Origin of the sequence: Bradyrhizobium sp. LMTR 3, from assembly GCF_001693485.1 — a bacterium.
Lineage (GTDB): Bacteria > Pseudomonadota > Alphaproteobacteria > Rhizobiales > Xanthobacteraceae > Bradyrhizobium.
On the sequence record NZ_MAXC01000023.1, the window covers coordinates 381,648 to 405,796 of the forward strand.

The following is a 24,149-nucleotide window of genomic DNA, read 5'->3' on the forward strand; positions in this document are numbered from 1 at the left end:
GCGCATCGCGCCGTGCCCACCATCTATCCGCAACCGCGGCCTTGGATGGTGGGCACGCGGAGCCTGTCATCGGGCGCGCACTCGCGCGACCCGTTGGCTTCGCCCACCCTACGATCTAACGTTTGGCTCGGTCCTCCCAGTCCTCCCACTCTACATCATGGACTTCCAGGTAACCGGAAACGGCTGCGCCGATGGTTGGGAAGAAGCAATTCTCGCCAAGCTGCGCCAATAATCCGAATTTCTTCAGCTTGTCCTTTACGGGATCCTTGAGTTCGGCAAAACAAAGCTCGATACCCTGTGCGTGCAACGCTTTGTCCAATTCGGTGAGCGTATCGCCGGCGGTGACGTCCACGCTGGTGACCGGCTCCGCCGCAACGACCAGCCAACGGACGGGCGTCGGCGATTTCGCAACCGCGGCCAAAGCGCGCTCCTTGAAAAATTCAGCGTTGGCGAAGAACAGAGGCGCATCCCACCGAAACAGAACCAACCCGGGGATCTGGCGTGCATCTAGATATCTCGTGATGTCGTGATAACCTTTGACGCCGTCGGCGCGGCCCAGTACGGCGGAGTGCGGGCGCCAAGCGTCCCATAGAAACTCGGCAATGGCGATGGCGATTGCCAGGCCTATTCCCGGAATCACACCGAGCGCGACGACGCCGGCAAAGCAGACGATCGATAGCCAGAACTCCCACGGCTGAATGCGGCGGATCCGCATGAGGTCGGTGATCTCTATCAAGCTGATCGCAGCGGCGATGACGACAGCGGCCAACGCAGCGTTGGGCAAATACTGAAGGAGGTCGGGTGCCACCAGCAGAAGGAAACCGATGGCAAGCGCGCCAACGATGCAGGTCAGTTGAGTGCGGGCGCCGGCGGCTTCCGCAACAGGCGTACGCGAACTGCTGCTGCTGATCGGAAAACCTTGAAAAAGACCGGTTGCCAGATTGGCGGTGCCGAGCGCCACCATCTCCTGGTTGGGATCGACATGAACGCCCAGTCGTGCGGCATAGGCCCGCGAAAGCACGCTGGTATCTGCAAAAGATACCATGGCGATCGCGCAACCGCCGATCAGCACCGGGACCATATCGGCGGGGCCGATCCAGGGAACGGCGAAACCCGGCAGACCCTGCGCAAGGGGACCCAGAACAGCCACGCTGTAACGCGTCGTAAGGTCCAGCGCAGCGACAGCGGCGGTTGCCCCGACGACTGCAATCAGAATGCCCGGCAGCCGCTTGTATTTCTGGAGCAAGAGGATAACCGTCAACGTGCCGAGCCCGATCCCGAAGGCGACCCAGTTGGTCTTTCCTTCAAGGAAGGCACCGGCGATCGCCCACAAGCTCCGCAAAGATCCTTCGCTCTCGATCGAGAAGCCGAACAGCTTTGGTAGCTGGCTGATCAATGCGGTCAATGCAATTCCGTTCATGTAGCCGTAGCGTATCGGTTTGGAGAGCAGCTCGGTCACAAAGCCCAGGCGCGCGATGCCTGCCAGAATGAGTACCGCCCCGGAAACGATTGCCATCATGCCGGCCAAGGCTGCCGCACGGACCGGATCCCCGCCAGACAACGGAACGACAACGCCAAGGATGATAGCTACAAGAGCTGAGTCCGGTCCCAGCACGAGGATGCGGCTTGGGCCGAACAATGCGTAGGCAAAGAGTGGAATGATGGTTGCGTACAGACCGTAAATGCCGGGCAAGCCCGACGCCTCCGCGTAGGCAATGCCAACCGGGACCAGCATGGCCGACAGCGCAAGCCCGGCGAGGATATCGTGCCTGAGCCACCCCGCTTCATATCGACGGAGGGTGTCGAGGCCTGGCAGCCAGCGAATCCAATGCTTCATTGCCGGGCCACGCGGAGTTTGATAGACGCTGCCGGTAGGGTGGGCAAAGCGTAGCGTGCCCACCATCTTTTTTCTGCGATCAACGCTCGTGAATTCTGCGATCAACGCTCGTGAATGGTGGGCACGCTGCGCTTTGCCCACCCTACGATTTTAGCGAAACTACCGCGGCGCGCGCTTCGCCAAGATCCGCTGCAGGGTGCGGCGGTGCATGTTCAGACGCCGCGCGGTTTCGGAGACGTTGCGGTTGCACATTTCATAGATGCGCTGGATGTGTTCCCAGCGCACGCGATCCGCCGACATCGGATTGGACGGCAGCTCGGATTTCTCGGTGCCGCTGGCAAGCAGCGCCGCGACCACGTCGTCGGCGTCAGCAGGCTTCGAGAGGTAGTCCACCGCGCCCATCTTCACCGCCGTGACGGCGGTTGCGATGTTGCCGTAGCCGGTCAGCACGATGGTGCGCGCCTCGGGGCGCTTGCGCTTGAGCGCCGACACCACATCGAGCCCGTTGCCGTCGCCGAGCCGCAGGTCCACGACCGCAAAGGCCGGTGCTGACTTGTTGATCTGCGCCAGCCCGTCGGACACGGTGTCACAGGATGTCACCGCGAAACCGCGGGTTTCCATCGCTCGCGACAGGCGCTCCAGAAACGGCTTGTCGTCCTCGACGATCAGCAGCGAGCGGTCGGCGAGATCGTTCAGTTCGGCGATGTCGTTCAAGGCAAGGTATCCCCGGTTGCAGATGCGGAGCACTTATAGACCATATGGCGCGGTAATTTTGCACTGCCAAGGGCCCCAGCGTCGAGCAGCCCCGGTTTCCTCAATCCTTAACGTCTTTTAATCCACTGGCCCCGCAGCACTTTCCTCGGCCTCGAAGCGAACGCGCGGCCACGCGATCCGCACCACGGCGCCGTGATCGGGAAAGGTCCGGTTGGAGAACGAAACCTTTGCGCCGGTGCGCTCCAGGAGCGTTCGGGCGATGAATATGCCCAGCCCGAGGCCGGCGCGTTCGCGGTGGGTTTCATCGGCGCTGCGACGCCTTGATAAATAGGGCTCGCCGATCCGTTTCAGCATGTCGGGGGCGATGCCGGGGCCGTCATCGGAGATGACGATCTCAACCGTATCCGCATTCCACCAGGCGTTAACCTCCACCGTCGTCCGCGCGAAATCGACGGCGTTCTCCAGGATGTTGCCGACGCCATACAGAATCGCCGGGTTCCGGGCGCCGACAGGCTCCCGGGTGGCTGCGACAGCAAGCCGCACCCTGATCGTGACGCCAAAATCGCGGTGCGGCGCCACCACTTCCTCGATCAGCGTAGACAGCGGCATAAGATCGAACGGCGCCCCGGACGAGGAAAGCTGGGTGATCTTGGCGAGGATGTCGCGGCAGCGCTGCGCCTGCTCGCGCAGGGCCTTCAGATCGGAGGCCAACTGGCCGTTGCCCTCGACAGTCTTTTCCAGCTCCCGCGAAATAAGGAAGATCGTCGACAGCGGCGTGCCGAGTTCATGCGCGGCGGCGGCGGCCAGCCCGTCAAGCTGGGTCAGATGCTGCTCGCGCGTCAGCACCAGCTCGGTTGCGGCCAGCGCGTCGGAAAGTTTGCGCGCCTCCTCGGTCGCCTGGAACGCATAGAGACTGGTGACGCCGATCGCGAGCACGATCGAGAGCCAGACGCCGAACAGATAGATCGGCGGCAGCACCAGCGGGTCTTCGCTGTCCCAAGGCAGCGGCAGATGGAAGAACACCAGCGCCGAGGAGCAGGCGACCGCCAACAGCCCGAGGCCAACCGTCATCCGGATCGGCAGCACCGTCGCCGAGATCAGGACGGGGCCGAGGAAAAGAAATGAAAACGGGTTCTGCAACCCGCCGGTCAGGAACAACAGCGCGGCCAATTCGACGATGTTGAGCGCGAGCAGCGTCGCCGCATAGATCGGTTCCAGCCGTTGCATCGGGTTGAAGGCAACCTGCAGCGCAAGATTGAGCAGCGCCGAGATCCCGACGACGGCCACGCAGGCAACAACGGGAAAGTCGAACTCCAGTCCATGCGCCACGATGAAGATCGCGGTGAGCTGGCCGAGCGCCGCCAGCCAGCGCAGCCGGAGGATCGTATCGAGACGGACATAGCGGTGCGGATGGCGGAAATCGGAGGCTGCGACGTCGGACATTGTTGGAGTTTAACTGTCGCAGCGCGCGATCACAAATAGGCGGATTGGAGCTTTTCTTTCGTCAGGGCGGAGGGAGCGCAGCACCGGATCTACGCGCCTGCGCTCGACGGCGACCTGCCAAATGTCCGCCGGCGAAAGCGGACATTACCTGCCGATCAACGCCGTCTGCCAAGCGGAAAGCCATGCTCCCAATCGAGCCGCGCCACAGGAATAACCCGCGCTGATCAAGGCGAGGCCCGGCGCAGGAACGCCGGGTTCTGAGCAGGCGAGACCGGCTGTCCAGAGAGGCAGCGCCAGCGACGCAAAGGCTATGCGGCTGCCTGGCTCTGACAGAATGTGCGTTGAGGAGTCGACAAACCGGTGCGGTGGCCGGCGGCACGCGACGTCGGCGGCGCTAAGCAATCCCGCGGATGACAGAGGCCTGCGTTTGATTTAAATCAATAGAAGCGGCCTGGTTCATCGTTGAGTGAGGTCTCGAGCCTGGCTAAAATCTTGGCAGCCTCCTGACCGGACCTCGCAGGTTCACCATGGTAGCTCAACTCACCCGAACCGAGCGACAAGGTGCGATTCTGATCGGCCTTGTGGTCGCAATCTGCGGGTTTCTGCTTGGCGTGGTCGGTCGAGATGACCCGATAGCCATTCACGGCGCGCTCATCTTCGCTGCCGGTATCCTCACGATCTTTCTCATTGGCAAGGACTATTACGCCCCGGAGCCGTCGGATGAACGGTTCGCCTCCTACTATGACGATCCCACCAAGGCGGGGATCGTTCTGGCGATGGTCTGGGTCGTCTTCGGCCTTGCCGTCGGAGACTGGGCGGCATGGCAACTGGTCAATCCGAACCTGACCTTTGGCAGCGGCTGGTCGAGTTTTGGCCGGATCCGGCCAGTCCATACGACCGCGGTGATCTTCGGCTTCGGCGGCAACGGCCTGATCGCTACCTCGCTCTATGTCCTGCAGCGAACCTCGCGCGCGCGCCTGCCGGACCAGTTAAGCCCGTGGTTCGTGCTGCTCGGTTACAACTTGTTCTGCGTGCTTGCCGTCACCGGCTACATGATGGGCATTACGCAGTCGAAGGAATATGCCGAGACGGAGTGGTATGCGGACATCTGGCTCGTCGTTGTATGGGTCGTGTACTTCCTGATTTATCTGCGAACGCTGGCGCGGCGGAAGGAGCCGCACATCTACGTCGCGAACTGGTACTACATGGCGTTCATCCTGGTCGTGGCGATGCTGCACATCGTCAACAACCTCGCCGTGCCGGTCTCGATCGGCCACGCCAAGAGCTACACGCTGTATTCCGGCGTACAGGACGCCATGATCCAGTGGTGGTACGGCCACAACGCCGTGGCGTTCTTCCTCACCGCAGGTTTCCTCGGCATGATGTACTACTTCTTGCCGATGCGGGCGGGCCGCCCGATCTTCTCCTACCGGCTATCGATCATCAGCTTCTGGGGCATCACCTTTTTCTATATGTGGGCGGGATCGCACCACCTGCATTACACGGCGCTGCCGCACTGGGTGCAAACCCTGGGCATGACATTTTCGCTGATGCTCTTGATCCCTTCCTGGGCATCCGCGGGAAACGCGCTGCTGACACTGAACGGCGCCTGGGACAAGGTGCGTGACGACGCGACATTGCGTTTCATGATGGTGGCGGCCGTGTTTTACGGGCTTACCACGTTCGAGGGATCGTTCATGGCGATCCGTGCCGTCAATTCGCTCTCGCATTACACGGACTGGACCGTTGGTCACGTTCATGCCGGTGCGTTGGGCTGGGTCGCCATGATCACGTTCGGCTCGATCTATGCCTTGGTACCGTGGGTGTGGAAGTGCAAGAGCATGTACTCGGCGAAGCTTGTCGAGGCGCATTTCTGGCTCGCGGTTGCAGGCACCTTGATCTACGTGTTCGCGATGTGGAATTCCGGCATTATCCAGGGACTGATGTGGCGAACTTACAGCGAGAGCGGGACACTCACCTATTCCTTCGTCGATTCCTTGATCGCGATGCATCCCTACTACGTCGCCCGCTCCATCGGTGGACTATTGTTCCTGATTGGCGGGTGCATCGGCGCCTACAATATCTGGATGACCATCAAGCTTCCGAAGCCGATTTCTGAGACGACTGCCGATCTGCCAGAGAAGGTCACGGGCGGGGTCTCGCCACAGCCGGCGGAGTGAGATGTCATGTCGATCTTCGGATTTCACTATCGGATGGAACGCAAGGCGATCGGCCTTGTGCTCGGCATCATCGTGGTGGCGAGTATCGGTGGTCTGGTCGAGATCGCGCCGCTGTTTACCATTCATCAGACGGTTGAGTCCGCGCCGGACATGCGGCTCTACACGCCACTCGAACTTGCCGGCCGCAACATCTATATCCGCGAGGGCTGCTATGCCTGCCATTCGCAGATGATCCGCACACTTCGCGACGAGGTCGACCGCTACGGTCCCTACTCGCTGGCGGTCGAATCCAAATACGATCATCCGATGCTGTGGGGGTCCAAGCGAACTGGCCCCGACCTCGCCCGCATCGGCGAAAAATATTCCGACCAATGGCACGTCGTTCATCTCGTTAATCCCCGCGACGTGGTGCCGGCTTCGGTGATGCCCGCCTACGACTGGCTGCTCAGCACCGAACTGCGCACCGACGATCTCGGCCTTCACCTGAAAGCGCAGCGCGCGGTCGGAGTTCCTTATACGGACGATATGATCGCCAACGCGCCGCTTGACGCGTTCGGTCAGTCCAATCCGGATTCGCCGCAGGCCAAGGGCGTTACCGAGCGCTATGGCAAGGCAACCACATTGCGCGCGTTCGACGGACGCCCGAGCCAGTTGACCGAAATGGATGCGATGGTTGCGTACCTGCAAATCCTCGGACGGCTTACGGACGCGGCTCATAAGCCGATTGCACAGGCCGGAGCGAAGCAATGAGCGTGGAGCACGATTTTCTGGTCGGCTTTTCCAAATCGTTCGGACTTTTCTATCTGCTCGCGCTGTCGGCCGCGGTGTTGGTCTACGCCTACTGGCCCTCGAACAAGAAGCGCTTTGATTCGGCCGCGCAGTCCATTCTTCGCGATGAGGACAAGCCATGGCCGTAGATCAGCAGGAGCGCGACAGCCACACCGGCTATCTCACCACCGGTCATGAATGGAACGGCATCAAGGAATTGAACACGCCGGTACCGCGTGCGGTGTATTTCTTTCTCGCGCTCTCCGTTCTGTTCTCCGTTGTCTACTGGATCCTGATGCCAGCCTGGCCGTTGGGCGTCACCTACACGAAGGGCCTGCTCGGCGTGGACCAACGCACGACCGTTGCGGCGGCACTGAGCGAGGCGGCAATCGATCGCAGCCTCTGGGCCAAGAGAATCGAAACGGAAGGCTTCGCTGCGATTCAGTCCGATCCAAAGCTCATGGAAATTGTCCGCATGACCGGCCGCACCTTGTTCGGCGACAATTGTGCGGCATGTCATGGCCATGATGCCAAGGGCGGCCCCGGTTACCCGAACCTGGCCACGTCATCCTGGCTGTGGGGCGGCAAGCCCGAAGACATCTTTACTACCATCCGCGTCGGCATCAACTCCGCGCACAAAGACGCACGTGTGTCCCAGATGCCGGCGTTCGGACGCGATCAGATGCTGCCGCGGGCCGACGTCATGAAAGTGGCCTCGTTCGTCTATTCGCTCGCGAACCCTGACGCGAAAACCATCGATCCCAAGACTATCGCGGCCGGCAAGGAGATCTTCGCCGCCAATTGCGTGTCGTGTCACGGCGACGACGCCAAGGGCAATCCGGAACTCGGTGCACCGGACTTAACCGACAAATCCTCAATCTATGGCGGCGACCTGGAAGCCATCGATACCTCGATATGGGGTGGCCGGCAGGGTCTGATGCCAACTTGGGAAGGCCGGTTGTCCGAACTCGATCGAAAAATCCTCACGCTCTATCTGCTCGACAAGCGGACGGTGACCCCATGATCGATCTCGCCGGGTCGGATAGACAGCCACGCGCCAGAGCAATGATCCGTCTCTGGGTCCTGCTCGCTGCCGCCGCCGCTGTTTTTGTCGCCGCCAATGCCCATCTGATCTATGTCGCGACCGTGTCGCAGCCCGCCTGCGTTGCGCATCTAAAACAAGGCGAAGGCGATGCCGCGCGGGGACAATTCAGCGCTGCAAGGTCGGCGTGCTCGCCCCCGGCGGCGGTCAATGCGGGTCATTCCTGAGCAGGGAGAAACGCCGTGCCGATAATCCCTCCGGTTGCTTCGCCCCTTCCAATCCCCGATCGATGGACCCGGCCACTGAAGGCCGATGACCCGTTAAAGTGGCTTGCCCTGGGTTGGCGAGACTGCCTGACGCAGCCGGCGATGAGCATCGCTTACGGCCTGACCATCTTCTTGATCTCGATCGGCTTTGTCGGCGTCCTGGTCGCGCTTGGCCGCGACTACATCCTGTTCCCCGCTTTCGCCGGCTTCATGGTGGTTGGCCCGATCCTGGCCATTGGTCTGTATGAAAAGAGCCGCCGGATCGAAGCCGGTCAAGCCGTGCACTGGAGCAATCTCTTTTTCGTCAGACCGCGCTCGGGGGGACAGGTTCTGTTCACCGGCGTGCTGCTGTGCCTCCTGATGATCGTGTGGATGCGCGCCGCCGTCATCATTTACGCGCTGTTTTTCGGCCTGGTGCCGTTCCCGGGCCTCGATCGGATCGCGCCGATGCTCTTCAGCACGCCGACCGGCTGGGCGATGCTGGCGGTCGGGACCGCGGTCGGAGGGTTGTTTGCCGCATTCTCGTTCGCAATCAGCGCCTTTTCAGTTCCCATGCTGCTGGACGAGGACGTCGATGCCTTCACCGCGATGGGCAGCAGCATGGCATTGGTCTGGAGCAATCTGCGCGTCCTGCTTATCTGGGCGACAATCGTGCTGGTGCTGTTCCTGCTGAGCCTTGCAACTGCCATGCTTGGACTGGTCGTGATCTATCCGCTGCTCGGACATGCCACTTGGCACGCTTATCGCGCGGTGCAGCCGGGTGCAGCATGACGTTGTAGCGCGCCGGGCTCACGGCGTTAACGTCCGCGAGGCTCTGTCATGATCGATTTCTTCTTTCTGGTTCCGATTGCGATCGGGATGGGGCTGGTGGGGCTAGCCTCATTCATGTGGACCTTGAAGAATGGGCAATACGACGATCTTGAGGGTGCCGCACAGCGCATACTGTTCGAAGGCAATGAAGGCCCCGTGCTTGAGAAACATCGCACGCCTTCCACGGCTATCAAGGCCGATGCTGAAGGATCGGAATCCCCCTAACAAAGGAAAGTCCAACAGCTAGGCAAGGGATCTGCATTCCGCTGTCCGTCCGCGGAGGTTTTGGCGAACGCGGCAGGCCTCGGCATGATGAGCTCTTGCGCTTGCCGCTGCTATGGCCCAATGAACGTCCCCGTAATGGCCGATAGCGAGACAGTACCAGCGCAATCGCCCGCGGCCGGGCCGCAAGGTCCCGCCGCGATCGAGGTTGCGCATCTGATAAAACTCTACAAGACCACCCGCGCGGTCGACGATATCTCGTTCCGGATCGCGCGCGGCAGCGTCACCGGGCTGCTCGGCGGCAATGGCGCCGGCAAGACCACGACCATTGCCATGATCATGGGGCTCGTGCTGCCGACCTCGGGCCGCGTTCAGGTGCTGGGACACGCGATGCCGGAGCAGAGTGCCGAGGTGCTCGGGCGGATGAATTTCGAGAGCCCGTATGTCGACATGCCGATGCGGCTCACGGTGCGGCAGAACCTCACCATTTTCGGCCGGCTCTATGCGGTGGAGAATCTCGCCGAGCGCATCGAGCGGCTCGCCTCCGACCTCGACCTGAAAGATTTTCTCGATCGCGCCAATGGCAAGCTATCGGCCGGACAGAAGACCCGCGTCGCGCTGGCGAAGGCGCTGATCAACCAGCCGGAGCTGCTGTTGCTCGACGAGCCGACGGCCTCGCTCGATCCGGATACCGCCGACTGGGTGCGGCAGCATTTGCAGAACTATCGCAGGACACATGACGCCACCATCCTGCTGGCCTCGCACAACATGCTGGAAGTGGAGCGGCTGTGCGACCGCGTCATCATCATGAAGCGCGGCCGCATCGAGGATGACGACAGTCCCGACCAGATCATGGCGCGCTACAACCGCACCACGCTGGAAGACGTGTTCCTCGACGTCGCGCGCGGCCGGGTGGCGGAGACCGCGCCATGAGCGCTACCGCCACCCATCACGGGATTTCCGCGCACCGCATCCAGGCGATGGTGCTGCGCTACTGGTATCTCCTGATGTCGTCGTGGCCGCGGCTGTTGGAGCTGGTCTACTGGCCGGCGCTGCAGATCATCACCTGGGGCTTTCTGCAGAACTACATCGCGCAGAATGACAATTTCTTCGCGCGCGCCGGCGGCACGCTCATCGGCGCGGTGATTCTGTGGGACATCCTGTTCCGCGGGCAGCTCGGCTTTTCGATCTCGTTTCTCGAGGAGATGTGGGCGCGCAACCTCGGCAACCTCATGATGAGCCCGCTGAAGCCGATCGAGTTTCTGATCTCGCTGATGATCATGAGCCTGATCCGGCTCGCGATCGGCGTGATTCCGATGACGCTGTTGGCGCTGTTCTTCTTCGATTTCAATTTCTTCGCGATCGGCCTGCCGCTGATCGCGTTCTTCTGCAATCTGATCTTCACGAGCTGGTCGATCGGGATCTTTGTTTCTGGCCTGGTGCTGCGCAACGGGCTCGGCGCCGAGAGCATCGTCTGGACGATGATGTTCGGTTTGATGCCGCTCGCCTGCGTCTACTATCCAGTCGCGGTACTGCCCGCCTGGCTGCAATGGATTGCGTGGGTGTTGCCGCCGACCTATGTGTTCGAGGGCATGCGCGCGCTCCTGATCGATCACGTGTTCAGGGCCGACCTGATGGTCTGGTCGCTGGCCATCAACGCGGTACTGTTCGTCGCCTCCTTTGCGATATTCCTCGCCCTTTTGCGCAGTGCCAAACATCACGGATCTTTGCTCGGGGGTGGCGAATAAGTCACAGATTCCCGTGGTTTTCCGGGGTTTCTACGCCTTTTGGCGAGTGGACAGGCCCGTTCGGTGCATTGACGCAATATTACGCATTCTGCACTATGCTGCGGCGCAAACAGAAGGTCAGACATAAAATGCCGATTGGTGAGTTTGGCGGCGCACCGCCGCTGGTGGCCGAAGGCAGTCCGGCGCTCACGACGCCGATGTACTGGATGTACGAAATGGGCCACGCGTCGCTCAATCCGGCACGGGCCGTGACCGACGCCACCAAGATCCTGTTTCAAAACCCGCTTAATCCGTGGTCGCACACCCAATTCGGCAAATCAATCGCGGCGGCCTGCGAATTGTTCGAGCGCACCACGCGCCGCTACGGCAAGCCCGAATGGGGGCTCGACTTCACCGAGGTCAACGGCATCCAGACGCCTGTCGAGGTCCGCTCGATCTGGGAAAAGCCGTTCTGCCGTTTGCTGCACTTCGATCGCAAGCTGACCCGGCCGCTGCGCGCGCCCCATCCGCGCGTCTTGATCGTGGCGCCGATGTCCGGCCATTACGCGACGCTGCTGCGCGGCACGGTCGAGGCGTTCCTGCCGACGCATGAAGTCTACATCACCGACTGGTCCGACGCGCGCATGGTTCCTCTCACCGAGGGCCGCTTCGATCTCGATGACTACGTCGATTACGTCATCGAGATGCTGCATGTGCTCGGCGGCAACATGCATGTGATCGCGGTGTGTCAGCCTTCGGTGCCCGTGGTGGCGGCGGTCTCCGTGATGGAAGCCGTGCGCGACCCCTTCGTGCCGCTGTCGATGACCTTGATGGGCGGCCCAATCGATACCCGCCGCAACCCGACCTCGGTGAACAACCTCGCGGCCGAGCGCGGCATCGACTGGTTCCGCAACCATGTCATCACCAAAGTGCCGTTCCCGCATCCCGGCGTGATGCGCGACGTCTATCCGGGCTTTTTGCAGCTCTCGGGCTTCATCAGCATGAACCTCGACCGCCACACCGACGCGCACAAGGCGCTGTTCAACAATCTGGTGAAGGGCGACGGCGACATGGTCGACAAGCACCGCGAGTTCTATGACGAGTACCTCGCGGTCATGGATCTGACGGCGGAGTATTACCTGCAGACCGTCGACCTCGTGTTCGTCAAGCACGCGCTGCCCAAGGGCGAGATGACCCATCGCGGCAAGCCGGTCGATCCGTCAAAGATCCGGCGCGTGGCGCTGATGACGGTGGAAGGCGAGAACGACGACATCTCCGGGCTCGGCCAGACCGAAGCGACGCACGCTTTGTGCCCCCATATTCCCGATCATCGCCGCGTGCATTACGTGCAAAAGGGCGTCGGACATTACGGCGTGTTCAATGGATCGCGATTCCGTTCCGAAATCGTGCCGCGCATCTCCGATTTCATGATGTCGGCGACGAGTACCAATGAGTCAGCGGCTAAGATCAAGCCAACATTGGTCCGTGCGGCCGAATAGTGCGTCGGCGGCACCGATTCCGGGTCGCCGATAAGTTGCTGAGAAGATTCAAACAATCCGGATTCCGGCCGAATCAAGGGGTGAGTTCAGACTCACTCCTTGATGGCCTTTTTGACGTCCGGTTCCGTCAGAAATTTTGGGTTCCAGCCCCTGCCCCTAGGGGCTGAACGCCGCCCAACCCCTGTATATTGGGCAAATGATTTGTTTTTTGCGCCGAGCGATTTAGATGCGATTTCCTTGGCGGCGGATATGGCAGAATCCGGGCGAACTCCTGCTCCCCGGACTCCAAGAAATGGCTACTCGCGCCCTCCTTTATCGGCGGCCCGCCGAACCCGCGACTCTTTTGGTCAAACACTGCTCGCAAGTCTTTGCGATCAGGCTGCGCCGACATCGGCGGGCGCGGCGTTACACCTTGCGCATTCATCCAACCGATCGCGAAGCCATCCTGACGATGCCGCCGCGCGGCACGCTCGCGGAAGCCAAGGACTTTGCGCAGCTTCACGGCGGCTGGATCGCCGCCCGTCTCGGCCGTTTGCCGAAGGCTGCACCCTTTCAACCCGGCACGATCGTACCGTTGCGCGGCGTGCCGCATCGCCTGGTGCATCGCGCCGGCGAACGCGGCACGGTGTGGACCGAAACCCGCGACAGCGGCGAGAAGATTTTGTGCGTGGCCGGCGGCTACGATCACATGGACCGACGTGTCCACGACTTTCTCAAGCGCGAAGCGCGCAAGGATCTGCACAAGGCATCGCTCGCCTATGCCGCGGAACTCGGCGTGCGGGTCAGGCGGGTGTCGATCCGCGATCAGTCGAGCCGCTGGGGGTCATGCACGTCGGCCGGGTCGTTGTCGTATTCCTGGCGATTGATCCTCGCGCCGCCTTACGTGCTCGACTATCTCGCCGCCCATGAGGTGGCGCATCTCGTCGAGATGAACCATTCAGCCAGGTTCTGGAGGGTCGTCGACCGCATCTGCGATCACGTCGAACGCGCCAAGCGCTGGCTCGACACCCATGGCAACGATTTGCACCGGTACGGGGTCGAGGAATAGTTGTTCCCACACGCACTACTGTCATCGCCCGGCTTGACCGGGCGCCCAGTATTCCAGAGACGGTGGTAATTCATTGAGAAGCCGCGGCGTACTGGATACCCCGCCTTCGCGGGGTATGACGACCAGCTAAGTGGCGCGCGTATCGCTACCTTCCAAACAGCCGATCCACCAGCCAGCCATCGAGTCCTGCCGCCGCCTCGGGGCGAGCATTTGGATTGGGTGGCGGCGGGGGAGTTCGCGCCGGCGCAGGCCGATATCCGCCGCCTGATGGGACCGGCGCCGAGGGACTCGGCTGTGCACCAACCTGCGACGCGGTCTGGAACATGTTCGACAAAAATCCGCCGCGCTGCGCGTTCGGCAGGCCCGCCACCGGCACGCCCTGATGCGCCGTGCGCATGAAGCGGGTCCATACTTCCACAGGCAGGCCGCCGCCGGTCGCCTTCTTGGTCGGCGAGTTGTCGTCATTGCCGAGCCAGACGCCGGTGACGAGGTTGGCCGTGTAGCCGATGAACCAGGCGTCGCGGAAATCCTGGCTGGTGCCGGTCTTGCCGGCGGCCATCCAGCCCGGAATCTCTGCTTTCCGCGCGGTGCCCGAGAGCAACGTCTCCTGCATCATGGTGTTCATCATCGCGACATGGCGCGGCCCGATCACCTGGCCGAGCGGATCGGCCGTGCGCCTGTACAGCACCTTGCCTTCGTTGGTGCGAATCTTCGTCACCACATGCGGGGAGACGCCGAGCCCGCCATTGGCAAACGGCGCATAGGCGCCGACCAGCTCAATGACAGACACCTCAGAAGTGCCGAGCGCAATCGAGGGATTGGCCTCGAGTTTTGATGAAATCCCGAGCCGGTGTGCGGTCCGCACCACGTTCTTCGGCCCCACTTCCAGGCCGAGCCGCACCGCGACCGTGTTGAGCGACATCGCCAGCGCCTGCGTCAGCGTCACCGAGCCGAAATATTCATGCGTATAGTTCTCCGGCCGCCAACCTTTCAGGTCGAGCGGCGCGTCCTGCCGGATCGTTTCCGGCGAAAGCCCGCCCTCGATCGCGGTCAGGTAGATAAACGGCTTGAACGCCGAGCCGGGCTGGCGTTTGGCGGTGACGGCGCGATTATACTGGCTCTCGGCGTAGTTCCGCCCGCCGACCATGGCGCGCACCGCGCCGTCGGGCGTCATCGCTACCAGTGCGCCTTGCGTGACATGGAACTTCACGCTCTTGGCCGCCAGCTCGTCGATGATCGCGGCTTCCGCCACGCTCTGCAGCTTCGGATCGATCGTGGTCTCGACCACGATGCTCTGGTCGATCTGGCCGACGAGATCGTCGAGCACTTCGCCGATCCAGTCGGCGACGTAGTTGATGGTGCCGGCGCCGGCCGGCTTCACGTTGTAGGAGGGATGTCCGATCGAGGCCTTGGCCTGGGCGTCGCTGATGAACTTGGCGTCCGCCATCGCCGCGAGCACGATTCCGGCGCGTGCTTCCGCGCCCTCGGGGTTGCGGTTCGGCGCCAGCCGCGACGGCGACTTGACGAGGCCGGCCAGCATCGCGGCCTCCGCGACCGTGACGTTCTTGGCCGACTTGCCGAAATAACGCTGCGCCGCCGCCTCGACGCCATAGGCGCCGGAGCCGAAATAGACGCGGTTCAGGTAAAGCTCGAGAATTTGGTTCTTGGAGTGCTTGCGCTCCAGCCAGAGCGCGAGCTCCACTTCCTGCAGCTTGCGCGCGATCGTCCGTTCCTGGGTCAGGAACAGGTTCTTCGCGAGCTGCTGCGTCAGCGTCGAGCCGCCCTGCGAAACGCCGCGATGCAGGATGTTGGCGACCGCCGCGCGTGCAATGCCCACGGGATCGATGCCGTAATGCGAATAGAAGCGGCGGTCCTCGATGGCGATGAACGCCTTCGGCAGATAGGGCGGCAGATCCTTCAGCGCGACATTGGCGCCCGGCGCTTCGCCGCGCGAGGCCAGTACGCTGCCGTCGATGCCGACAATCTGGATGGTCGGCGGGCGCTTTGGAATTTCCAGCGACTGGATTGCCGGCAGATGCGCGCCGACCCAGACCACGACGCCGATGATCGCGATCGCCGCCCACAGGCCGAGCACCGCGCCCCAATAAACGAGACGGCCAAACCTGAAGCGGCGTTTCGAGCGCCGCTTCGCACCGCTTTTGGCGCCACGCGGCTTGCGCTCGCGCGGCGGCTCGTCCTCGTCGTCTTCGTGCTTGCGCTTCGGCACTGGCTTTTTCGGTTTGTCGTCGTCGTCGGTGGCAGCCGGAATGCGATCCTCGGGCGAGAGACGCAGCTCCGCGAGCGCTGCCGGAAGCCCGAACAGCGGCTCCTTGCGTCCGCCGCTCTTTTTCCGTCCCCACGCCATGCCAAACGCCGTTCACACCCGTCCCGCCGCACGCTAACGGTCGCTGTTTAAGGGTCGGTTACGGAAAGGTTAATGCGGGATTAGGAGGTGCGGCGGAGCCGTATTAGGATTGGCGCAAACGACAGCGTTTGCAGGAGAAGGCGGCATGGGCCACATCGATCCGACCAAGGAAGTGTTCGCGCAATTCAAAGCCAATGACCGGCCGGGTCCGATCCACATGCTCAACCTCGTCCGGCTGCGCGCCGAGGCGGCCTATCCCGACGGCCGCAAGGCGACCGGCGCGGAAGCCTATGCGGCCTATGGGCGCGAGAGCGGACCGGTGTTCGAACGGCTCGGCGGACGGATCGTATGGCAGGGCAGGTTCGAGCTGATGCTGATCGGGCCGCAAGACGAGCGCTGGGACCATTGCTTCATCGCCGAATACCCAAGCGTCACTGCGTTCGCGGAAATGATCCGCGATCCCGTCTACCGCGAGGCGGTGAAGCACCGCCAGGCCGCGGTCGAGGATTCCCGCCTGATCCGCCATGCCGTGCTGCCGGCCGGCAAGACGTTCGGGGAGATTCCGAAGTAGCGCCGGATTCGTAGGGTGGGCACGCTTCGCTTTGCCCACCCTACAAAAAATCGGCGGTCCCGAAGGACCGCCGATCGCTCTTCCGCCGATCATTCTGTTGGCTCAACGGGCCTAGCCCGCCGGACCCTTGTCCTCGAGGATCGGGCCGAACATTTCCCAACGCTCGCCGTTGAACTTCATCATCTGCAACTGCTTGTTGACGCGATAGTCGGTCGGCGTGGTGGTGACCGAGATGCCCGGCAGCAGCAGGTCGAGTTGAACGTTCTTCAGGTTGCTGGCCTGCTTCAACACGTTCTCGCGGGTCAGATTGTCACCGCATGCCTTCAATACATGGATCAGCAATTGCGTGGTCATGTAGCCATAGGAGTTGAAGCTCGAGTCCTTGTCGCCCTCGGGATAATACTTCGCCATGAACTCGAAATACTTCTTCATGCCGGGGTCGTCCTTCCAGGTCGGATCGAGCGGATCCTTACCGTAGTTGACGCTGATCACGCCCTTGGAGGCTTCGAGCCCCGCCGGCTTCATGACTGCCCCGACGGATGTCGCGTTGATGTCGAGGATGTGCACCGGCTTCCAGTTGAGTTCGGCGATCTTCTTGATCGCCTGTGCCGCCTGCTTGGGCGTCGTCGCCGAGAAGAACAGGTCCGCGCCGGCATCCTTGATCTTGAGGATCTGCGAATCGATGGTCGGATCGGAGACTTCGTAGGAAGCTTCCGCCACCACCATCTTCGCAGCCTTGTCGCCGAGGCCGGCCTTGATGCCGTTCAGATAGTCCTTACCGAGGTCATCGTTCTGATAGAGGATGCCGATCTTGGCGTTCGGATGTTCCTTCAGGATGTACTGGCCGTAGATGCGCCCTTCGACGAAGTAGTTGGGGTTGAAGCCCATCGTCCACGGGAAATTCTTCGGATCGGTGAACTTCGACGCGCCGGTGGCGGCGAATAGCTGCGGCACCTTCTTCGAGTTGAGATATTTCTGGACCGCTGCGTTCGAGGGCGTTCCGAGAACCTGGAAGGTCAGCAGCACCTCGTCGCTCTCGACCAGCTTGCGCACCTGCTCGACCGCTTTCGGCGGCGAGTAGGCGTCGTCATACTGGATCAGATTGATCTTGCGGCCGTTTACGCCGCCCTGGTCGTTGATCATCTTGATATAGGCCGCCTGCGTCTTGCCGATCGTGGCATAGGAGGAGGCGGGGCCGCTGAATGGATTGGTCTGCCCGATCTTGATCTCGGTATCGGTCGCACCGGTGTCGTATTTTTTCTGCGCCGATGCCGTCGAGACCGACAGCGCAAGCACGAGCGCCGTACCGGTGGCCAGATGGAAAATACCCTTCCTCATAATGCTGCATTCCTCGTGAGTTTATGATTGAGCCGATGAGCTTGCCCGCTGCCGTTAGGCCGGGCGCGCCTCACCGCTGCCGCAATAGTGGCGGAAGCCATGTTGCAATGCAAGACGCGGTTGAGATGCAGGATTTTTGGAAGGAGGCGGGTTCCGCCTGCACAAAAAGAATCCAGTGCCTCTCGCGGGGCGCGGAATTATGCACCTAGCGCGCGTTCCCCGGATGCAGCGCAGCGCGCCGCGTCGGCGGCGTGGTGCGCTGCTGATCCGGGGTCCACGTGCGGCGCGATGGGTCCCGGCCCTGCGGTGCATCGCCCAGGGGCGCTGCACCGCGTCCGGGACACGGGAGATTATCCGACGAAAACCCGAGCTTAACCGCTCGGTCCGGTATCCTCGATGATCGGGCCGAACAGTTCCCAGCGCTCGCCGTTGAACTTCATCATCTGCATCTGCTTGTTGATGCGGTAGTCGGTCGGAGAGGTGTTGGTGACCATGCCGGGTAGCGACAGGCTGCCGGTGACGTTCTTCAGATTGGCCGCCTGCTTCATGATGTTTTCGCGGGTGAGATTGTCGCCGCATTGCTGCAGGATCTTCACCAGCAATTCCGCCGTCGCATAACCGTACGTGTTGACGGTGTTGAGCTTGTCGCCCTCCGGGTAATATTTGTCCATGAAGGCGAAATAGGCCTGGATGCCGGGATCGTCCTTCCACTGCGGATCGCCCGGATCCTTGCCGTAGTTGGTCGAGATGATGTCCTTGGAGATGTCGAGGCCTGCCGGCTTCAGCGTCGCCGAGACCGGGCTCGCATTGATGTCGAGGATATGGACCGGCTTCCAGCCGAGGTCGGCAACCTTCTTGATAGCTTGCGCCGCAAATTTCGGCGTCGAGGCGTCGTAGAGCAGGTCGGCGCCGGCTGCTTTCAATTTGACGATCTGCGAGTCGATGGTCGGATCGGTCAGCTCGTAGGAGACTTCGGCGACGATCATTGACGCGGCCTTGGAGCCGAGCCCTTCTTTTAGGCCCGTGACGTAGTCGCGGCCGAGATCGTCGTTCTGATAGAGAATGCCGATCTTGGCGCTGGGATGATTTTGCAGAATGTATTTGCCGTAGATGCGCCCCTCGGACTGGTAATTGGGATTGTATCCCATGGTCCAGGGAAAGTTCTTGGGGTCGGTGAATTTCGAGGCGCCGGTCGCGGCGAGGAGTTGCGGCACTTTCTTGGCGTTGAGATATTTCTGCACGGCAGCGTTCGAGGGCGTGCCGATGATCTGGAAGGTGAACAGCACCTCGTCGCTCTCGACCAGCTTGCGCACCTGCTCGACGGCTTTCGGCGGCGAGTAGGCGTCGTCATACTGGATCAGATTGATCTTGCGGCCGTTGATGCCGCCTTTTTCGTTGATCATCCTGAAATAGGCGGCCTGCGTCTTGCCGATGCCGGCATAGGCGGAGGCCGGTCCTGAGAACGGAACGGTCTGGCCGATCTTGATCTCGGTATCGCTCGCGCCGGTATCGTATTTCTTCTGCGCGTTGGCGGGTGACGCCAGCGCGATCGCGACCGCCGTGCCTGCGATCAGATGAAGAACGCCACTTCTCATATCGCCGCTCCCTTCCCTTGATCTCGACCGATGATCCTGTTCCGGTCATCCGTTCGGAAGGCCGGACGTCATCGTTGGGAAGCGAGTTTGGCGGAACGGTTTTGCCAATGCAAGGCGGTACGGGGAGGCCGTTACGCCAGCCAGAGCAGCACCACAGCGAGCGCCGCGCGCACGCAGAGGATCCGGCCGACCGGCATCGGAATTCGGGTGGACGCCAGCACGCTGCTGGGTGAAAAGTGCGGGTCGCTTGCCGCTAATTTTCAGGGATGACGATGCTGGAGAGCTTCAACCTCGACCGCCTGCCAACGCCGATCGGCACGGCGCTATTGGTCACCGATGCGGACGGCCTGCTCCGCGCGCTGGACTGGGAGGACTACGAGCCGCGCATGAAGCAATTGCTGCGCCTGCATTATGGCGCGGTGAACTTGAACAACGGGCGGGCGCCGCGCGATTTGCGCGCCGCCTTGACCGGCTACTTCAAGGGCGACCTCGACCGCCTCGCAGCGATCGAATGGCGCGTCGCCGGCACGCCGTTCCAGCAGAAGGTCTGGAACGCGCTGCCGAAGATCGCGGCAGGGACGACGATGAGCTATGGCGCGCTCGCCGCAAAACTTCGGATGCCGCGCGCCGTCCGCGCCGTCGGCCACGCCAACGGTTCGAACCCGATCAGCGTGGTCCTGCCCTGCCACCGCCTGATCGGCGCCAATGGTTCGCTGGTGAAGTACGGCGGCGGGCTGGAGCGCAAGCGCTGGCTGCTCAAGCACGAGGGCGTGGAGATTAGCCTGCGAACGGGCGCAGCGCGTAGTGTAGGGTGGGCAAAGGAGCGCAGCGACGTGCCCACCATTCTTGCCGTACGTGAAATGGTGGGCACGCTTTCGCTTTGCCCACCCTACAAATCAATGAAAGCGCGAGGGGATCAAGAATAGGGAGCGGCGGATCGAGCGAGCCGGCTTGCAGTGATGTTTGGGGACATTCCGCCGTTTCAAGTCAATCGGGGTCACGGGGCGCGTTTCGCATGTCGCGAAGGATATAGATGAATACAATCAGCAGAGGTCCCCACGCCAGTAACGCGCCCACCAGCATCGCATTTACTGTTGCCATGCTGGCTCCTCCGCGATCACCGGCACGATAGATGGTCTCTGCGCGCCGCAGTTTCCGGCACCTGGTAAAGCCACTTCCAATATGTCCGGTTGCGCTCCAGTTGACGCTTGTAGATCTCGCGGCACTTCGCCGAACAAAACTGCTGGAAGTACCAGCTACGCCGGACCAGCCCGAAGGGACGCTTGCATTCCGGATTTCCGCAACAATTTTTCATGACGCGATCTCCGTATTGGCACGCCGTAACCAGCGAATGAAACTCTCGTGGCCCTTGTCGAGACAGAAGCGCCCGCAATAGCGTTCGCGTGCTGGATTTCGCAGCGAGATTATTTTGGGGCCTTCGCTGTCACACTCGACGCAACGCAGTTCTGTACGCATGGCGACCTCCTTCCGAGGAATTGCCACTTGCTGGTCAAAATGTGTGATGCTTTTCGCCCTTCGCTTCTCGAAGGACGATGCGAAGTCTGGCGCGGTCGGGGCTTGTCTTCAATTCGTCCAGATGTTTGGCGAGATCATCCTTATGTATGCCGGCTCGCCCGGATCGGCTCATTTGCTTGCTGCCGCGCCATCTGGCGCCAGCGCCGCTTCGAGGCATTTGATCAGCGCTTCCCCATCGCACGGCTTGCTCAAAAAGCAGGTCGCTCCCGCCTTCATGGCCCGGGCGCGGTCGCTTTCGACCGAAAAGGCCGTGACGAAGATGAAGGGAAAGCGATGCCCGGTGGCGAGTAAATGAGCTTGCAGCTCGAGCCCGCTCATGGTGGGCATTCTGACATCCGTTATCACGCACGAAGTGTCATTCAGATGCGGCGATTGCAGGAACTCCTCGGCCGACGCAAATGAATGGACGACGTAACCAAGCGACCTGACGAGATTCTGGGTCGCGGCGCGAACCGACCCGTCGTCGTCGATGATTGATATGGCCCGATTGGACAAGGCGATACTTTCTGGAGACGACCAGAGGATGTTTTTTGCTGTGCCGCCGCGTCTCGGGAGAGTGCGCTGCAAATCAGCGAGGGAAAATCATACTTAGGTTTGCGACCGGCCGGATGCAGGCCCGATTCCGAGTAGCTCGGCCATCCGTACCAGATCGGGCAGCGACTTCGCTCCCATTTTCCGCATGATATGCCCGCGATGTATCTTCACGGTGATCTCCGCCAGGCCGATTTCGGCCGCGATCTGCTTGTTCATGAGCCCCGACGTCACCAGCGCCATCACCTGCCGCTCCCGGGGAGTTAGCGTCGCGAAAAGCGTGTGCAGCTCCGAGAGAACCATCGCTTCGCCGCGGCTGTTGCGGTCGCGCTCGATTGCCGCGGTTACGGCATCCAGCATGTCCTGATCGCGGAAAGGCTTGGTCAGAAAATCGACGGCGCCGGCCTTCATTGCGCGGACCGTCATCGGAATATCGCCATGACCGGTCATGAAGATGATCGGAATGTGAATGTCGGCCTTGGCCAGTTCGGCCTGAAAGTCGAGGCCGCTCAGCCGGGGCAGCCTGATGTCAAGAATCAGACAACTGGGGGCATTCGGAAGCTTGTACTGCAGAAAATCGTGAGCCGAAGCGAATGCCTCGGCGCGCAATCCCACTGAGCGAAAGAGATTGCTCAGTGACTCACGTACCGATGCGTCGTCGTCGATGACGAAGACGACCGGTTCCTCGGCGGTTGCGAGGGTGGAAGGCGATGCCGGGCGTCCGGTCACGGCGCTCCCTCCTGGTTTGATGGCAAGGTGAACTGGAATGTCGCGCCAGGGCCGGCATTTCCGGACGCGGACAGCCGTCCGCCATGAGCGCCGATGATGGAGCGGCAGATCGACAGTCCCATTCCCATGCCGCTGGACTTGGTGGTGAAGAAGGCGTCGAACAGGCGGCCAGCATTCTCGGCTGCCAGCCCGACGCCGCAGTCCTTCACCGTCACCACGATCTGCCTGATATCGTCCTGGCATGTCCGGATCACCAGTTCCCGCGGCCTGTCCGTGACCGGCTGCATCGCCTCGATGCCATTGATGACCAGGTTGAGAATGACCTGCTGCAACTGGACCCGATCGGCGATGACCAGCGGCAGGTCGGGGGAGAGTTCGAGCCGGAACGATACCCGGTGGTTGAGCAGCTCATGCTGCACCAGGCTGATGACCTCGTTGATGACATCGTTAATGTGAAGCGCTGCCTTCTGATCGGTCGCCTTGCTCACGAGCGCGCGGACCCGCTGGATCACTTCGCCGGCACGATTGCCGTCCTTGATGATCGCTTCCACTGTCCCGCGCGCTTCCTTCAGATCGGGAGGCTCACGGTCGAGCCAACGCTGGCATGCGGCGGCATTGGTGACCACGGCGGCGAGCGGCTGGTTCACCTCGTGGGCGATCGAGGCGGCAAGTTCGCCAAGCGCAGTGACGCGCGTGACATGCGCAAGCGTCGCCTGCGCTTCATGCAATTCCATCTCGGCCTGCTTGCGGGCCGTGATATCGGTTACCGCCCCAACGAATTCGATGGCGCCGGATTCGTCCTTCACCGCATGCGCGGTGGCGTGGACATGCTTGATCGAGCCGTCGGGCATCAGCAATCGATAGCTATGCGCGAAGTCCCGGCCCTCGCTGGACGCGCGGTCGATGGTCCGTTGTGCGCGTCCGCGATCGTCCGGATGAATGCGTTGAATGGCGGTGGCGAGCTTGATGGACGGGGCCTTTTTGAATCCAAATATTCTGAAGGTCTCTTCCGACCAGATGAGCTCGCCGCTGGCGACGCGCAAGCCGAAGCTGCCGGTGCGGCTCAATCGCTGGGCTTCGGCCAAATACATTTCACTCTGCCGCAGCGCATTTTCGGCCTGCTTGCGCTCCGTGATGTCCTCGCACGCGATCAGGACGATCAATCGGCCGTCCAGCCGCCGCACGGCCTTGGCGTTTTCACGAACCCAGAGCGTTGAGCCGTCCTTGCGAACCTTGCATATCTCCCAATTGTGGGTCTGGCCGATATTCTCCAGGCATATGGCGACATTGCTCTGGGCGGCGCGTTGCTCGTCGGCAGGAAAGACTTTCAGCACGGATTTCCCAAGCAATTCGCTGACGGTGTAGCCAAGTTGTGCGGCGCCGAATGTGTTGACGGACAGCACGGTTCCGGTCGCATCGACCATGAAGTACATCACCGGGTTATGCTCGAATACCTCCTTCCATTGCGCCTCGCTGTGGCGCAGCGTCTCGATCGCGCGCGCTTCGGCGCTCACCCGGCCCTCAAGCATGGCTTCCACCTGCCGTCGGGTACGCCCCACCAGGCCCATCATGATCAATGAGGCGGCAATCGAAGCGATCAGCAGCACGATCGCAATGAAATGAGGCGCGGCCATCGGTGTGGGACCGATCAGCAGCCAGATTCCGGCCACCGCTCCCAACGCCAGCGCCATGCTGCCGAGCAACCATTGCTCGGCCGAGCTCAGGGACTTTATCGTCGGCTTCCGCATCATCAGCACTGACACTCGGCCATCGCGAGCGGCGCTGCGTCGCCAGGTGTTCGCGTCCATCAGCGGCAACAACTCGCCTCCTAACAGGCTGGATACTAGCAGCTTTTCGCAGGCCCGGAGGGCAAAGTTGGCTGGTCCTCCGTGGCTCCTCGGGCGCGATCTTCCGTCGCGCAAGGGCCA

The 24,149-nt window shown here is 61.8% G+C and carries 21 protein-coding genes and 1 pseudogene; 13 read left to right on the forward strand and 9 right to left on the reverse strand.

Translation table 11 applies throughout. The features are described 5' to 3' along the window. Positions 1-115 precede the first annotated feature (115 nt). From LMTR3_RS18885 to LMTR3_RS18895, 3 genes are all read right to left on the reverse strand, one after another. A complete protein-coding gene (locus tag LMTR3_RS18885) occupies positions 116-1,837 on the reverse strand; it encodes a SulP family inorganic anion transporter (RefSeq protein WP_065746771.1) in 1,722 nt (573 codons plus the stop codon). 159 nt (positions 1,838-1,996) lie between these two features. Beyond that, entirely contained in the window at positions 1,997-2,551 is a 555-nt protein-coding gene (locus LMTR3_RS18890; RefSeq protein WP_065746772.1) for an ActR/PrrA/RegA family redox response regulator transcription factor, read from the reverse strand. Positions 2,552-2,668: 117 nt separating this feature from the next. Continuing rightward, positions 2,669-3,994 (reverse strand): ActS/PrrB/RegB family redox-sensitive histidine kinase, encoded by a 1,326-nt coding sequence (locus LMTR3_RS18895; protein WP_065746526.1) that lies wholly within the window; start codon positions 3,992-3,994, stop codon positions 2,669-2,671. Positions 3,995-4,521: 527 nt separating this feature from the next. On the opposite strand from LMTR3_RS18895, the gene ccoN reads away from it, so the two are divergent. The 11 genes from ccoN (at position 4,522) to LMTR3_RS18950 (ending at position 13,556) form a co-directional block, all read left to right on the forward strand. After that, complete coding sequence (gene ccoN, locus LMTR3_RS18900) at positions 4,522-6,174, forward strand: cytochrome-c oxidase, cbb3-type subunit I (protein ID WP_065746527.1); 1,653 nt, start codon at positions 4,522-4,524, stop codon at positions 6,172-6,174. 6 nt (positions 6,175-6,180) lie between these two features. Then, positions 6,181-6,924, forward strand: a complete 744-nt coding sequence (gene ccoO / locus LMTR3_RS18905; protein ID WP_176721935.1) for a cytochrome-c oxidase, cbb3-type subunit II — start codon at positions 6,181-6,183, stop codon at positions 6,922-6,924. Next, entirely contained in the window at positions 6,921-7,091 is a 171-nt protein-coding gene (locus LMTR3_RS18910) for a cbb3-type cytochrome c oxidase subunit 3 (protein ID WP_065746528.1), read from the forward strand. Before ccoO ends, LMTR3_RS18910 begins: the two co-directional genes overlap by 4 nt. After that, positions 7,082-7,966, forward strand: coding sequence for a cytochrome-c oxidase, cbb3-type subunit III (gene ccoP / locus LMTR3_RS18915; RefSeq protein ID WP_065746529.1), 885 nt, complete (start codon positions 7,082-7,084; stop codon positions 7,964-7,966). Before LMTR3_RS18910 ends, ccoP begins: the two co-directional genes overlap by 10 nt. Continuing rightward, complete coding sequence (locus LMTR3_RS18920; protein ID WP_065746530.1) at positions 7,963-8,211, forward strand: hypothetical protein; 249 nt, start codon at positions 7,963-7,965, stop codon at positions 8,209-8,211. The genes ccoP and LMTR3_RS18920 overlap by 4 nt, the downstream gene beginning before the upstream one ends. 15 nt (positions 8,212-8,226) lie before the next feature. Next, positions 8,227-9,021 (forward strand): DUF2189 domain-containing protein, encoded by a 795-nt coding sequence (locus tag LMTR3_RS18925; RefSeq protein WP_065746531.1) that lies wholly within the window; start codon positions 8,227-8,229, stop codon positions 9,019-9,021. A gap of 48 nt (positions 9,022-9,069) precedes the next feature. Next, the gene (gene ccoS, locus LMTR3_RS18930; RefSeq protein WP_065746532.1) at positions 9,070-9,285 is read left to right on the forward strand and encodes a cbb3-type cytochrome oxidase assembly protein CcoS; all 216 of its coding nucleotides are present in this window, start codon (positions 9,070-9,072) and stop codon (positions 9,283-9,285) included. 135 nt (positions 9,286-9,420) lie between these two features. Beyond that, a complete protein-coding gene (locus LMTR3_RS18935; protein ID WP_065746533.1) occupies positions 9,421-10,215 on the forward strand; it encodes an ABC transporter ATP-binding protein in 795 nt (264 codons plus the stop codon). Further along, a complete protein-coding gene (locus LMTR3_RS18940) occupies positions 10,212-11,030 on the forward strand; it encodes an ABC transporter permease (protein WP_065746534.1) in 819 nt (272 codons plus the stop codon). Before LMTR3_RS18935 ends, LMTR3_RS18940 begins: the two co-directional genes overlap by 4 nt. Positions 11,031-11,158: 128 nt before the next feature. Beyond that, positions 11,159-12,508 carry a polyhydroxyalkanoate depolymerase gene (locus tag LMTR3_RS18945; RefSeq protein ID WP_065746774.1) on the forward strand — a complete coding sequence of 450 codons (1,350 nt, stop codon included), beginning with the start codon at positions 11,159-11,161 and terminating at the stop codon, positions 12,506-12,508. A gap of 226 nt (positions 12,509-12,734) precedes the next feature. Next, positions 12,735-13,556, forward strand: a complete 822-nt coding sequence (locus LMTR3_RS18950; RefSeq protein ID WP_065746535.1) for a M48 family metallopeptidase — start codon at positions 12,735-12,737, stop codon at positions 13,554-13,556. 145 nt (positions 13,557-13,701) lie between these two features. On the opposite strand, the gene LMTR3_RS18955 is transcribed toward LMTR3_RS18950, so the two are convergent. Beyond that, entirely contained in the window at positions 13,702-15,921 is a 2,220-nt protein-coding gene (locus LMTR3_RS18955; RefSeq protein WP_065746536.1) for a transglycosylase domain-containing protein, read from the reverse strand. A 145-nt stretch (positions 15,922-16,066) separates the two neighbouring features. Between LMTR3_RS18955 and LMTR3_RS18960 the strand changes: the two genes are divergently transcribed. Next, entirely contained in the window at positions 16,067-16,492 is a 426-nt protein-coding gene (locus LMTR3_RS18960) for a DUF1330 domain-containing protein (protein ID WP_065746537.1), read from the forward strand. Positions 16,493-16,603: 111 nt separating this feature from the next. On the opposite strand, the gene LMTR3_RS18965 is transcribed toward LMTR3_RS18960, so the two are convergent. Continuing rightward, the gene (locus LMTR3_RS18965) at positions 16,604-17,830 is read right to left on the reverse strand and encodes an ABC transporter substrate-binding protein (protein WP_065746538.1); all 1,227 of its coding nucleotides are present in this window, start codon (positions 17,828-17,830) and stop codon (positions 16,604-16,606) included. Positions 17,831-18,201: 371 nt separating this feature from the next. Then, positions 18,202-19,425, reverse strand: coding sequence for an ABC transporter substrate-binding protein (locus tag LMTR3_RS18970; protein ID WP_065746539.1), 1,224 nt, complete (start codon positions 19,423-19,425; stop codon positions 18,202-18,204). Positions 19,426-19,691: 266 nt separating this feature from the next. On the opposite strand from LMTR3_RS18970, the pseudogene LMTR3_RS18975 reads away from it, so the two are divergent. Further along, positions 19,692-20,204: pseudogene (locus LMTR3_RS18975) on the forward strand (methylated-DNA--[protein]-cysteine S-methyltransferase); the annotation flags it as partial. A gap of 865 nt (positions 20,205-21,069) precedes the next feature. Here the strand turns inward: LMTR3_RS18975 and LMTR3_RS18980 are convergent. From LMTR3_RS18980 to LMTR3_RS18990, 3 genes are all read right to left on the reverse strand, one after another. Beyond that, positions 21,070-21,456, reverse strand: a complete 387-nt coding sequence (locus LMTR3_RS18980; RefSeq protein ID WP_065746540.1) for a response regulator transcription factor — start codon at positions 21,454-21,456, stop codon at positions 21,070-21,072. Positions 21,457-21,549: 93 nt separating this feature from the next. Then, the gene (locus tag LMTR3_RS18985) at positions 21,550-22,221 is read right to left on the reverse strand and encodes a response regulator transcription factor (RefSeq protein ID WP_065746541.1); all 672 of its coding nucleotides are present in this window, start codon (positions 22,219-22,221) and stop codon (positions 21,550-21,552) included. After that, positions 22,218-23,972, reverse strand: coding sequence for a PAS domain-containing sensor histidine kinase (locus LMTR3_RS18990; protein WP_245319936.1), 1,755 nt, complete (start codon positions 23,970-23,972; stop codon positions 22,218-22,220). The genes LMTR3_RS18985 and LMTR3_RS18990 overlap by 4 nt, the downstream gene beginning before the upstream one ends. Positions 23,973-24,149 lie beyond the last annotated feature (177 nt).